Source organism: Nesterenkonia alkaliphila, assembly GCF_009758175.1.
GTDB classification, from domain to species: Bacteria; Actinomycetota; Actinomycetes; order Actinomycetales; family Micrococcaceae; genus Nesterenkonia; species Nesterenkonia alkaliphila.
On record NZ_WRPM01000081.1, the window covers coordinates 1 to 12,269 of the forward strand.

The following is a 12,269-nucleotide window of genomic DNA, read 5'->3' on the forward strand; positions in this document are numbered from 1 at the left end:
GAAGGCGCCGCGCCACCCCCAGGCCTCGGCCACTAGGACTGCGCCGCCGGAGGAGATCGCCGCCGCCCCCACCATCGCCGCGGTGTAGACCCCGGTCATCATCGGCACCCGGTCCGGGAAGTCTCGCTTGACCACTGAGGGCACCAGCACGTTGCCCACCCCGATCGCTGCCGAGAGGAGCGCGGTGCCCACGTAGAGCGAGACCGCCTGGGGCAGCAGGCCGTTCTCCGGCACCGAGCGCAGAGCGGTGCCCACAGCCAACACCAGCAGCGAGACCAGGATCGTGCGCTCCGGGCCGAAGCGCCGGCCCAGCAGGTGCACGACCGGGGACACCACCGCGAAAGCCACGATCGGCACCGAGCCCAGTGCGCCCAGGGCAGAGGGGCTCAGCCCGGTCTCTGCGCCCACCCGCTCAATCAGCGGGCCCACCACAGTGATGGCCGGGCGGAGGTTGGCCGTCACCAGCAGTACGGTGGCCAGCAGCATGAGCCGGCCGGAAGCGGCGGAAGACATAAGGCTCAGCCTAAGCCAGGTTCCGCTCCTCGGAATCCCGCTTCTCCACCAGGGCCACATAGCCGCGGTGACCCAGTTCCACCAGGCCGCAGCCCATCAGGGAGGCCACAAAGGTGGCTGCCAGCAGTTCAGCACTGGGCAGGGCGAACAGATGATACTGCTGGGAGAGCGGAATCAGCAGTACTGCGGCCAACAGCAGGTACATCGCCACGATCAGCGAGATCCGCATCAGCGTCAGCGGACGCAATGCGGTGTTGAGCACCCACAGGCCCACCAGAGTCAGGCAGATGAAGCTGGCGGTCTGGATCTCTGCGGCCGGGTCCTCGAACCGGCGGCCGAAGGCAGAGACCATCACCAGGCTGACCACGATCGCCAGCGCGGGAGGTACGGCGAACAGGGCGGAGCGTTTCAGGAAGCCGCGCCGGTAGCGCTGCACATTGGGCATCACTGCCAGCACGAAGGCGGGCAGGCCCAGCATCACGAAGTCTGCGCTGGAGAACTGGCGCGGCAGGAATGGGAAGGGCCAGAAGGCCAGAGCGAAGAACAGGCCCAGCAGTATGGCATAGGCGGTCTTGGCCAGGAACAGATTGGCCAGCCGTTCAGTGTTGGCGATGACTTTGCGGCCCTCGTCCAGCACCGCAGGTAAGCGGGAGAACTTACCGTCCAGCAGCACCATCCGGCTCACCGCCTTGGTGGCCGGGGCTCCAGATCCCATGGCGATGCCCAGATCGGCCTTCTTCACGGCCAGGGCATCATTGATGCCGTCGCCGGTCATCGCCACCACATGCCCGTTGGCCTGCAGGGCCTGCACCAGCGCGGACTTCAGCCCTGGGGTGGCCCGGCCGAAGACCTGGTGGGTGGCCACCGCCGAGCGCAGCACCTCGGGGTCCTCAGGCAGGGTGGAGGCATCCACTCCGTCTCCCTCGAACTCCATGCCCACCTCGCGGGCCACTGCGGCCAGGGTTTTGGGATTGTCCCCTGAGATCACCTTGAGGCTGACCTGCTGCTCCCGGAAGTAGTCCAGGGTGGCTGCGGCGTCCCGGCGCACATTCTCCTTGAAGGTCACCAGCGCCACCGGGCGCATCCCGGCCGGCAGCTGCTCCCCGCGCTGCAGCGGCAACGTGTTGGTCTCATCCACCGGCCCGGCCAGCGGAGCGTGGGCCAGCAGCAGGGTACGCAGGCCCTGAGCGGCGATGCCGTCGGTGTGCCGCAGCATCTGGGGCACATCCACCTCAGGGGAGGCCTGACCCTCGGCCATGATCTCCGGGGCCCCCAGAACCCAGTGCCCGGCTAGTTCCGCGGCGTCGGCATCAAAGCTCACCGCTGACCAGCGGCGCATCGAGGAGAACTGGACCTCGTAGACCGGCCGGTGCCGGGGCAGCGCGGTGAACGGAACGGTCAGGGCCGCGGCAGTGGGGTTGGCGTCCACCCCGTGGCCGAAGTGGGCCAGCACCTGCTGCCAGGCTTCGGTGCCCTCCACTGCGGTTGAGCGGGGATCGCGCACCCAGCCGGTGGGCTGCCCGGCTGCATCCAGGGCGGTGGACCCGTGGAAGACGATGGTCCCGTCGGTCAGCGTGCCGGTCTTGTCCAGGCAGACCACATCCACCCTGGCCAGGATCTCCACGGCCGGTTGTTCCTGGATAAGCACATTCTCCTTGGCCAGTTTGACCGCGGCCACGGCGAAGGCAATTGTGCTCATCAGGGCTAGTCCCTGCGGGATCATAGCGGTCACCGAGGCCACTGCGGTCACCAGCGCCTCGCGCCAGGCCCCGGTCTCCCATGCCTGGGTCCAACCGCCGTGGGCGCGCATTTGGCCGTGGAATACTGCTGCGGATATCGGAATCAGCACCATGGAGAGCCAGAACGCGATCCGCTCCAGGGCACGCCGGATCTCGGAGTTGATCTTCAGGTACTTCTTGGCCTCAGTGGTGATCTTGACCGCATGAGCCTTTTCGCCCACTGCGGTGACCACAAACCGGCCCGAGCCCGAGAGTACAGCGGTGCCGGAGAGGATCGCGTCCCCGCGCCGTTTGGAGACCGGTACAGACTCCCCGGTGAGCATGGACTCGTCAATGTCCATGTCTTGGGAGGAGAGTACGACGCCGTCCGCGGGTACCTGATCACCGCGGCGCAGCTCCAGCACATCATCAAGCACCACTTGTTCGCGGTGGATCTGCATGATCTGCCCATCGCGCAGCACCCGGATGTGGTCCTGGTGCAGCAAGGCGATGGCGTCCAGCTTCCGCTTTGCCCCGTACTCCTGGACCAGTCCGATAATCACATTGCCCACGGCGGCGACGGCGAACAGCAGGTCCAGCCAGCGGCCCAGCACAATAATGATCACTGCGCAGACCCCGATGAGCAGGTTGAAGGTGGTCATCAGGTGGGTGCGCAGAATCTCCAGCACGGAGCGGGAGGTGGTGTGCGGCTGCACATTGGCCAGCTGGAGATTCATCCGTTCGGCCACCTGGACCGAGTTCAGACCTTTTGACTCCAGGATTCTGGGGTCGGGTGCGGACCTCAGTTCCGCGGGATCGCGGTCTTCGGTCTTCGCTGTAGCCACAACAGGTCATTCTACGGTGAGGCTGACAGCGGAGCGATCCAGCCGGATTTATGCCGTGATGGCCGGCACCGCAGGGGCTAGCTGCTGCCTCGGACAGAGACGACTAGGTCCTCACCGCTGGCGCCGACCTGGATGTCCAGATCAAAGGGGTACTGCTCGGTCTGCTCAAGCTCCTCACCGGTGTGGTGGTGCCGCGCCTGATAGCTGATCTCGGCCACCGGATCCTCGAAGTGAACGTGCCAGCCTTCGGCGTCGAAGCTCAGCTCGAAGTCCTCCGGGTCAGGGAAGCTCCACTCGATGGTGTCAGCGTCCACCTGATTGGTGGTGGAGTGCCCCACCGGGCAGCCTGAGGGCATCAGCACCTGCTGCTCACAGCTCTCGAAGTAGGCGGCGAGTTCCTCGTGCAGCAGGTCCACCGCCTCATCCGATGCCTCCAGCTCCATCACCACCTGCTGGGCCGCAGCGCTGGGGTCCTCGGCGGCCACCACTACATGCTCTGCTGAGCCCACCAACCACTGGGAGTCGATGCTGATCTCCGCCACTGTGGGCACCAGGGCGGAGAGCCGGGCCGTCTCACCCTCAAGGTTCACCGGTTCGCCATTGACCCGGATCTGGCCGATGGCACCCTCCGGAGCACCGGGAACCTCCACTTGGAACCAGGTGACCGCCTGCGGGGCCACCTCCCAGGTGTCGAAGAAGCCCCAGGTCGAGCCGGTACGGGTCAGCGGAATTTCGGTGGTGAACTGCTCACCCAGGGCAGTGAAGCTCAGTTGGGCGGCGTCGTCCCCTTCACTGAGCTGGGCAGAGCTGATCTGTTCCGCAGAGTAGGCCAGCGGAGCCGAAGTCAGCAGGAGGTTGTCTACCTCACTGTCCCGCGCGAAGCCTGGCACTGCGCTGAATTCACCCAGCGCCTCGGCGCTGCTGGCGGAGGACACCGCTTCCCAGTAGCGCTCTGCGGTGACCTCAGGGGAGTAGAGCCGCTCATTGACCTGCCAGACCGCCACCACTGCAGCCACCGCGGCCAGCACCAGGCCCAGCCCCCAGGCCAGCACCGGTAGCAGCAAGCTCCCTGAGCGCGCCGACTCCGGCTGCGCCGGTTCACCGGGAGCTGAGAGATTGGGAACCGGCGCATAGGTGGGGGAGCCCGGATGCGGAGCCTGCTGCGAGTGTCCTGGGTGGGACTGTCCGGGGTGGGAGTGCCGGGGCTGGTTCATGAGCTGATGACCGTCCGGTGGAAGTTCTCGTGGGAGCGGCTGGCGGTGGGGCCGCGCTGCCCCTGGTAGCGGGACTGGTGGGCCTTGCTGCCGTAGCCCTTTGAGGCGGGGGAGGAGAGCCGGAAGAAGCACAGCTGGCCAATTTTGGAACCGGGCCAGAGCTTGATCGGCAGGGTTGCCATATTCGACAGCTCCAGGGTGACCTGGCCGGTGAACCCCGGGTCGATGAACCCGGCGGTGGAATGGGTCAGCAGGCCCAGCCTGCCCAGCGAGGATTTGCCCTCTAGCCGGGCGGCCACATCATCGGGCAGAGTCACGGTCTCATAGGTGGCGCCCAGCACGAACTCCCCGGGGTGCAGCACAAAGGGCTCCTGGGGGTCCACCTCCACCAGACGGGTGAGATCAGGCTGCTCAGCGGCCGGGTCGATATGTGCGTATTTGTGGTTGTCGAAGAGCCGGAACATCCGCTCCAGGCGGACATCCACACTGGAGGGCTGAATCATCTGCTCATCCAGCGGGTCCAGCTGGATGCGCCCGGCCTCAAGCTCAGCGCGGATGTCATTATCGGAAAGCAGCACGGACCTAAATTACCGCATATGCCGCCTGACCGGTGTGCTCAGGCCAGGCGTGGGCAGGAGTATCGTTGTGCGCGGCAACGATCTTAAGCGGTCCCCGGTGAGGAGGGTGCATGGCAGCGGTGCTGTCCGGCTTCACGGTGGTCTGGCTGATCATCGCAGTGGGATTCGTGCTCGGCCGGCTCCGAGTACTGGGGCCCGAGGCGCGGGTGGTGCTCTCCCGGGTCGCGTTCTTCGTAGCCTCGCCCTGTCTGCTGTTCCTGACCATCTCAGGCTCACCGATCCGGGAGGTGGTGGGCCCCCAGTTCGCCATCGCCGCGATGAGTGCATTCGTGATGCTGGGCGTGTTCCTGCTGGTGGGCAGGTTCCTGCTGCCGGGCCGCTCCGGGGCCGATCTGGTGATCGGCGGGATGAGTGCCTCGCTGGTCAATTCTGCGAACCTGGGGTTCCCGATCGCCGCCTATGTGCTGGGAGACATCAGCCTGGCCGCCCCGATTGTGATGTTCCAACTGGCGCTCTACACGCCCATCTATGTGGCGCTGCTGGACCAGCTGACCATCGGAAAGGACAGTACGGTCAGAGTGCGGCCCCGGGCCCGCACCGAGGTGCTCCGCCGGGTGGGACAGACCCTGTTGAACCCTATGATCATCGGCTGTGCGTTGGGTCTGCTGTTCTCCTGGCAGGGCTGGCGGCTGCCGGAGCAGATCCATGAATTCGTGGAGCTGCTGGCCGGAGCCTCCATTCCGCTGATGCTGCTGGCCTTCGGGCTCTCCCTGGTCGGTTCCCACCCCCTCGATAAGGCGAGTGGGCGGCGTCGTGATGTACTCATCGCCACCGGAATCAAGCTGCTGCTGCACCCGGGGCTGGCCTACCTGCTGGCCGCCTTCGTCTTCCAGCTGGACGGGGTGATGCTGCTGGCCGCGGTAGTGATGGCTTCCCTGCCCACCGCCCAGAACGTGCTGGTGGCAGCGGTGCGCTATGGCACCGGGGAGGCCATCGCCCGGGACACGGTGCTGGTCACCACCATCCTGGGCATCCCGTCGATGGTCGCCGTCGCCCTGCTGCTGGCATAGGAAGCCCTGTGCGGGCGATCTGCTGCGCTCCGCTCGGTCGCGGTACCTCACGGTTCGTACCGCTTCCCTCCCGTCCCTTGCATCTCATCCCGCACAGAACTTCCCCATTCATCCCGTTCACCTGTCCTTAACCTGGGGCCCGCTGCGAACCCGGGAAAAGTTCGCCTGCAGTTCATATTGGTCTCAGCACCGGTTCACCCGCAGCACACACCATAGTGATGAGGCACTGGGAGCATGTTCACCGCTGGTGCCGCACTCACTCACTGAACCTGTTGGAGGGACCACTATGCCACGCCGTCTGCTTGCACTTTCTGCCGCTGCTGCCACTGTTCTGACGCTCGCCGCCTGCGGCGACAACGGAGAGGACGAGGGCGAGGACAACGGTGCCGAGGCCGCCGGCAGCGGCGCCGAGGTCACCGAGGTTGAAGGCGGCGAGGCCTGCGCCGAGCACGAGCCGCTGATGTTCTCCGACACCGGCGTGGACGGACTGGAGACCCTGGTGCTGGAGTTCGAGGACTTCCGGGTGGCCCTGGAGGAGGCCACCGGGCTGGAGGTCGACTTCCAGCCGATGACCTCGCGCACCGCCGCCTCGATCGCCCTGGAGAATGACGACCTGGACATCCTGCTCACCGGTCCGGCCGAGTACGTGGTGCTCAAGGCTGAGGCCGACGCCATCCCGCTGGTGGGCGTGACCCGCGAGGACTACCGTGCGGCGATCTTCAAGCGCTCCGACGACGACTCCCTGCAGTCCCTGGAGGACCTGCAGGGCAAGACCCTGCTGACCAAGGACGTCGGCTCCACCTCCGGGCACCTGGGCCCGCTGGAGATGCTGGTGCACGCCGGGCTCGACCCCAACGCCGGCGATGTGACCGTGGTGCCCCTGGACGGCACCGAGCGTGAGGCCTTCGCCGCCGGCGACGGCGACGCCATCGGCACCGGCATCAAGGACCTGGAGGACCTCCAGGACCTGATGGGCGAGGACGCCGTGGAGATCCTCGAAGGGGGACCGGACCTGCCCAACGACCTCTTCGTGGCCCGCGTGGGCCTGGGCGAGGAGTGCGCCGCCTACATCCAGGAGGCCCTGTTCGAGAACCAGGACGTGATGATCGAGGCCATCGTCGCCACCGGTGAGAACGACAAGTACATCGGCTCGGAGTTCGTCTACGCCGAGGACACCGACTACGACGACACCCGCCGCGCCTTCGAGGCCGCAGGCTTCGACAACTACGCCGACCTGCCCGACGAGGACGAGTGATGACCCTCTCCCCGGCAGAGCACGGCTACTCAGGCCCGGTGATCGAGGTCGCCGGCCTGGTCAAGGAGTTCTCAAACGGCACCCGCGCCCTCCAGGGAGTGGACCTGCGGGTCCAGTCCGGGGAGACCGTGGTGCTGCTGGGCGCCAACGGCTCAGGGAAGTCCACCCTGCAGAAGTGCCTGACCAGGCTGGTGGCCCCGACCTCGGGAACGGTGCGGGTGCTGGGGACCGAGGTGACCACCGCCTCGAAGCGGGAGATCACCCGGCTGCGCTGCGACGTCGGCGTGGTCTTCCAGAAGATCAACCTGGTCCGGGAGCTCTCTGTGCTCACCAACGTGATCCACGGCTCCCTGGGCCGGGCCGGCTCCCCGCGGAACTGGTTCGCCATGACCGCACGCTCCGAGCAGCGCGACGAGGCCATGGAGGCCCTGGAGCGGGTGGGGCTGGCCCATGTGGCCAGCCGGCGGGCCGAGCAGCTCTCCGGCGGCCAGCAGCAGCGGGTGGCCATCGCGCGCACCCTGATGCAGCGCCCCAAGATGATCCTGGCCGATGAGCCGGTCGCCGCCCTGGACCCCAGGGCCGGCCGCCAGGTGATGGACCTGCTCTGGCAGGTCACCGAGGAGGAGGGCCTGACCCTGATCTGCACCCTGCACCAGCTGGAGCTGGCCCGGATCTACGGCCACCGGATGGTGGCCCTGCGCGAGGGAAGAGTGGATATGGACACCTATATGCACCAGGTGGAGGATGAGCAGCTCGAAGGCCTCTACACCGAGGAGGACGAGGCTCCCCACGCTCAGCATGCAGACCAGCACGAACACCCCGAGCCGAGCCTGACGAACCTGAGCGGAGCCGCCCGATGAGCGCCCCGGTCTCGAACGCCGTCCGGCCGGTCTCCGGCGCGGCCGGCCAGCACGAGCTGCCGCCCAGGTTCCGGGCTCCCCGCTGGAGCTCTGTGCTGGTGCTGGCGGTGATGCTCGGACTCTCCGTGCAGGGTCTGCTCCGGATGGACATCAGCTGGAGCAGAGCCATGCAGGGTCCCTCCAATGTGTGGGACTTCTTCATGAACTCGGTGCCGCCGAATGTGGGTCGTTTCGAGAACCTGGCCCTGCTGATGCTGGAGACGTTGGAGATCGCGCTGATCGGCACGATCATCGGCGTGGTGCTCAGCCTGCCGGCAGCCCTGATAGCCGCCCGGAACACCACCCCGTGGCTGCCGCTGGCCTGGTTCATGCGCCTGGTGCTCACCACCCTGCGCTCAGTGCCGGACCTGGTGTGGGCGCTGATCTTCGTCATGGCGGTGGGGCTGGGGCCCCTGGCGGGCATCCTGGCCATCGCCGTGGACGTGCTGGGCTTCGCCGGGCGGTTCTTCGCCGAGCGGATCGAGGAGATCGAACGCGGCCCGATGGACGCGGTGCGCTCCACCGGCGCCTCCGGGGCCGCTGTGGTGGTGGGCGCTGTGCTGCCCGCGGCCTTCGCCTCCTTCACCGCCACCAGCCTCTACTGCCTGGAGAAGTCCATCCGTGGTGCCACCATCCTGGGCATGGTGGGAGCCGGCGGCATCGGCATGGAGCTGACCCCGGCCTTCAACCTGCGCCAGTACGATACGGCGCTGATGATCATCATCCTCATCCTGGTGGTGGTCCTGGCCGCCGAGCAGCTCAGCTCCACGGTGCGGAAACGGATGCTGGGGGCCGATCAGCTCACCCGGGCGATGTAGTGGGGAGGGCGCGCAGGTCAGTAAGATTGCCTGTGTGTCCCCCTTCTCCGAGCCGCACTCCGGCAGCAGCTTCGTCATGCTGCTCACCGGCCCCGGCTGGGGCAAGAGCACAGCCGCCTTCGGCTATGCCGCCCGGGCCGCCGGCCGCGGCCACCAGGTCACCATTGTGCAGTTCCTCAAAGGCGGGGCGTGGAACCGCCCGGAGGCCTCACTGCTGACCGGAGAAGGCATCAGCTGGCCGGTGCTGACCAACGCGCTGACCTGGCACGAAGACCCCAAAGGCTTCGCTGCTGCCGCCTGGGGTGAGGCTCAGCAGGGGCTTGCCCGCCCGGGCCTGCTCATCCTCGACGAGCTCACCCGGGCGGTGGACCATGACCTGCTTCAGGCCGCTGAGATCGCCGGAAGCATCCGCAGCCGGCATCCCGAGTCCAGTGTGATCATCACCGGCAAGAACTCCATGCCCGAGCTGGAGGAGGTCGCCGACATCATCACCCGGTTCGACCTGCTCAAGCACAACGAGCGGATCGGCAAGCCCCTGGCACCCTAAAACCTAGGCAGGGCCCTCGGCATTTAGGTGAGGTGGTGGTCCGGGAGCTTGGCATACCCCTGCGGAGCCTTGACCTTGCTGAAGAGGGCCAGGCCCAGAGCCAGGATGAGTACCACGGCCACGATGATCGCCTTATCGGCGTTCTCCACATCAGGGTCGCCCAGGGCAATCCACAGCAACACCGCGATCAGCCCGGAGGTCATGAAGTCCACGCTGCGCCCGGCCGTCTGGTAGAGGCCGAAGAGCTCGGAGGCCCGGTCCGGCGGTGCGATCCTGCCCAGGAACCCGCGGGAGGCCGCCTGGGCGGGCCCCACGAACAGGCACAGGGCCAGGCCGAAGACCCAGAACGAGGTGGTGGGGGTCAGCGTGATGCCGAAGATCTCCCGCTCCACGTCCATGAAGAACAGCACGACGCCGGAGACCACCAGGGCGCCCACCGAGAACCGGATCACGTTCCGGGGACCCACCCAGTCATCGATCCACCCGCCGAGGATCGCCCCTGCTGCGGCGATCACGTTCCCGGCGATGCCGAAGAGCAGAATGTCCCCGGGGGAGATCCCGTAGACCGAGGTGCCCAGGATGGCCCCGTAGGCGAAGACCCCGGAGAGCCCGTCGCGGTAGACCGCCGAGGAGACGAAGAACCAGAAGGTGTTCCGGTCGTTGCGCCAGAGTCCCACCACAGTCCGCCACAGCCGCTTATACGACTCCCAGATGGAGATCCGCTCCCCGATCTGGTCCTGGTCCGCGGTCTTCACCGGAGTCAGCAGCAGCGGCAGCGCAAAGATGAGGAACCAGGCGGCGGCGGCCACTGCCACCATCCGGATGTTGAAGGAGTTCTCGGTGGGCAGTCCCAACATCCCGCCCTCCCCGGAGACCATTCCGAAATAGGCGATTGCGAGGATAAAGATGCCGCCCAGGTAGCCGGCGCCCCAGCCGATCCCGGAGACCCGGCCCATCCGCTTGGAATCCGAGATATCGGTGATCATCGCGTTCAGATGCACATTGGCCAGGGTGTCGACCAGATTCATGGTGGCTAGCAGTGTCACCCCGACCAGCAGCCAGCTGTCCTCCGGGCGGACCAAGAAGCAGGCCGCCACCAGACCGGTGACAATCAGGGTCAGCACGGTCAGCCAAAGCTTGCGCTTTCCTGAGCGGTCGGCCCGCTGGCCCACCACCGGGGCAGTCGCGGCGATGATGATGCCTGCAATCAGGTTCGCGATGGTCAGCCACTGGGTGCCGTTGCTGTTCTCACCGACCACATTGACCACATAGGGGGCAAAGACAAAGGTAACCATCACAGCTGAGACGGTGGCGTTGCCCCAGGACCACAGGCTCCACGCCGAAATGATCCATTTGTTCAGCGGCTGGTCCGGAGAAGACGGCGCGTCCGCGGCGCGCAGCGCATGCTCGCCCGGATCTGTGGTGCGGCTCATGGGCGCATGATAACCCGTAGCTGTTAACATGAAGGGAACTCCCAGAAACGCGGCATAAGCTTTTCGCCTCTGTATATGCCGCGCACCGGGTGTATATCTTCAGAGTCAGTCGTTGCCACCAGGAACGGAGAGGGCCCCTACATGCTCATCATGCTCACTGCGCTGTTCGCGGTGAGCATGCTGGCTCCGGTGTTCTATTCCTGGTGGGGGCGCCGGTCCTTCTACCTGTTGGCGGCAGTGCTCACCGTGGCCTTCGGCTGGGTCCTGGCGCACATTCCGCAGGTGGTCAGCGCCGACCAGTCCGCCGGAATCGGGGAGCCCAACGCCCCGCCGGCAGTGGTCTTCGAATGGATCCCTCAGCTCGGGGTCGAGCTGGCATTTCGGATGGACGCCCTGGCCCTGGCCCTCTCCCTGCTGATCACCGGCGTGGGGGCGGCCGTGATGCTCTACTGTGCCCGCTATTTCCCGGCCGTGGAACGCGCCGCCGGACCCTTCGCAGCCCAGCTCTTCGCCTTTGCCGCGGCCATGCTCGGTCTGGTGCTCTCCGATGACCTGGTGATGCTCTTCATCTTCTGGGAGCTCACCACAGTGCTCTCCTTCCTGCTCATCGGCTACTCCGCGCACCGGATCTTCGCCCGCCGTTCGGCCATCCAGGCCTTGGTGGTCACCACCCTGGGCGGGCTGGCCATGCTGGTGGGCCTGCTGTGGGTCGGTGAGCTGGCCGGCTCCTACCGGCTCTCCGAGATCCTGGCACAAGCGACCGAGCTCAGCGGCACCGCAGTGGATATTGCCATGGTGCTCATTCTCATCGGCGCGGTCTCAAAATCCGCCTTGGTGCCCTTCCACTTCTGGCTGCCGGCCGCAATGGCCGCCCCCACCCCGGTCTCGGCCTATCTGCACGCGGCCGCCATGGTCAAGGCAGGGGTCTACCTGGTGGCTCGGTTCGCCCCGGGCTTCCACGACACCGCATTCTGGCTGCCGATCGTGCTGACCCTGGGACTGCTCACTATGCTGGTGGGCGCCTACCGGGCGCTGCGCCAGACCGATATCAAGCTGGTCCTGGCCTACGGCACCGTCTCCCAGCTGGGCTTCCTCATCATGGTCAACGGGCTGGGCACTCAGGACGCGGCCCTGGCTGGAATCGCGATGCTGCTGGCCCACGGGCTCTTCAAAGCCGCTCTCTTCATGGTGGTCGGGATCATCGACCACAAGACCGGCACCCGCGACCTGCGCACCCTCTCCGGGCTGGGCCGGACCCAGAAGCCGCTGTTCGTCATCTCCCTGGTGGCTGTGGCTTCCATGGCCGGACTTCCCCCGCTCTTCACTATTGATGGTGTGGACCGGTTGGTCTGACTCCTAAGGGATGTGGCGGCTCACGG

The 12,269-nt window shown here is 66.5% G+C and carries 10 protein-coding genes and 1 pseudogene; 6 read left to right on the forward strand and 5 right to left on the reverse strand.

The window, feature by feature from the left end:
- From GNZ21_RS11535 to dcd, 4 genes are all read right to left on the reverse strand, one after another.
- Positions 1-513 (reverse strand): MFS transporter (locus tag GNZ21_RS11535; RefSeq protein WP_198346015.1); only part of this gene is annotated, 513 nt, incomplete at its 3' end.
- Between the two features lie 10 nt (positions 514-523).
- Positions 524-3,076, reverse strand: coding sequence for an HAD-IC family P-type ATPase (locus tag GNZ21_RS11540; RefSeq protein WP_188503625.1), 2,553 nt, complete (start codon positions 3,074-3,076; stop codon positions 524-526).
- Positions 3,077-3,153: 77 nt separating this feature from the next.
- Positions 3,154-4,290 carry a hypothetical protein gene (locus GNZ21_RS11545; protein ID WP_157324502.1) on the reverse strand — a complete coding sequence of 379 codons (1,137 nt, stop codon included), beginning with the start codon at positions 4,288-4,290 and terminating at the stop codon, positions 3,154-3,156.
- Positions 4,287-4,868 (reverse strand): dCTP deaminase, encoded by a 582-nt coding sequence (gene dcd / locus GNZ21_RS11550; protein ID WP_188503624.1) that lies wholly within the window; start codon positions 4,866-4,868, stop codon positions 4,287-4,289. The genes GNZ21_RS11545 and dcd overlap by 4 nt, the downstream gene beginning before the upstream one ends.
- A gap of 110 nt (positions 4,869-4,978) precedes the next feature.
- Between dcd and GNZ21_RS11555 the strand changes: the two genes are divergently transcribed.
- The 5 genes from GNZ21_RS11555 (at position 4,979) to GNZ21_RS11575 (ending at position 9,457) form a co-directional block, all read left to right on the forward strand.
- Positions 4,979-5,938 carry an AEC family transporter gene (locus GNZ21_RS11555; RefSeq protein ID WP_157324504.1) on the forward strand — a complete coding sequence of 320 codons (960 nt, stop codon included), beginning with the start codon at positions 4,979-4,981 and terminating at the stop codon, positions 5,936-5,938.
- A gap of 286 nt (positions 5,939-6,224) precedes the next feature.
- On the forward strand, positions 6,225-7,193 hold the full coding sequence (locus GNZ21_RS11560) for a PhnD/SsuA/transferrin family substrate-binding protein (RefSeq protein WP_157324506.1): 969 nt from the start codon (positions 6,225-6,227) through the stop codon (positions 7,191-7,193).
- Positions 7,193-8,053, forward strand: coding sequence for a phosphonate ABC transporter ATP-binding protein (gene phnC, locus GNZ21_RS11565; RefSeq protein WP_157324508.1), 861 nt, complete (start codon positions 7,193-7,195; stop codon positions 8,051-8,053). Before GNZ21_RS11560 ends, phnC begins: the two co-directional genes overlap by 1 nt.
- The gene (gene phnE / locus GNZ21_RS11570; RefSeq protein ID WP_157324509.1) at positions 8,050-8,910 is read left to right on the forward strand and encodes a phosphonate ABC transporter, permease protein PhnE; all 861 of its coding nucleotides are present in this window, start codon (positions 8,050-8,052) and stop codon (positions 8,908-8,910) included. Before phnC ends, phnE begins: the two co-directional genes overlap by 4 nt.
- A gap of 34 nt (positions 8,911-8,944) precedes the next feature.
- Complete coding sequence (locus tag GNZ21_RS11575; protein ID WP_157324510.1) at positions 8,945-9,457, forward strand: cob(I)yrinic acid a,c-diamide adenosyltransferase; 513 nt, start codon at positions 8,945-8,947, stop codon at positions 9,455-9,457.
- A gap of 23 nt (positions 9,458-9,480) precedes the next feature.
- Here GNZ21_RS11575 and GNZ21_RS11580 read toward each other — a convergent pair whose 3' ends face one another.
- Complete coding sequence (locus tag GNZ21_RS11580) at positions 9,481-10,890, reverse strand: MFS transporter (RefSeq protein WP_157324511.1); 1,410 nt, start codon at positions 10,888-10,890, stop codon at positions 9,481-9,483.
- A 141-nt stretch (positions 10,891-11,031) separates the two neighbouring features.
- On the opposite strand from GNZ21_RS11580, the pseudogene GNZ21_RS11585 reads away from it, so the two are divergent.
- Positions 11,032-12,210: pseudogene (locus tag GNZ21_RS11585) on the forward strand (proton-conducting transporter transmembrane domain-containing protein); the annotation flags it as partial.
- Positions 12,211-12,269: the final 59 nt, after the last annotated feature.

Excerpts from the sequence above, each read along its gene's own strand:
- GNZ21_RS11545 (WP_157324502.1), bottom strand. The coding sequence starts at position 4,290 with ATGAACCAGCCCCGGCACTCCCACCCCGGACAGTCCCACCCAGGACAC.
- GNZ21_RS11555 (WP_157324504.1), top strand. The coding sequence starts at position 4,979 with ATGGCAGCGGTGCTGTCCGGCTTCACGGTGGTCTGGCTGATCATCGCA.
- GNZ21_RS11560 (WP_157324506.1), top strand. The coding sequence starts at position 6,225 with ATGCCACGCCGTCTGCTTGCACTTTCTGCCGCTGCTGCCACTGTTCTG.
- phnC (WP_157324508.1), top strand. The coding sequence starts at position 7,193 with ATGACCCTCTCCCCGGCAGAGCACGGCTACTCAGGCCCGGTGATCGAG.
- phnE (WP_157324509.1), top strand. The coding sequence starts at position 8,050 with ATGAGCGCCCCGGTCTCGAACGCCGTCCGGCCGGTCTCCGGCGCGGCC.
- GNZ21_RS11580 (WP_157324511.1), bottom strand. The coding sequence starts at position 10,890 with ATGAGCCGCACCACAGATCCGGGCGAGCATGCGCTGCGCGCCGCGGAC.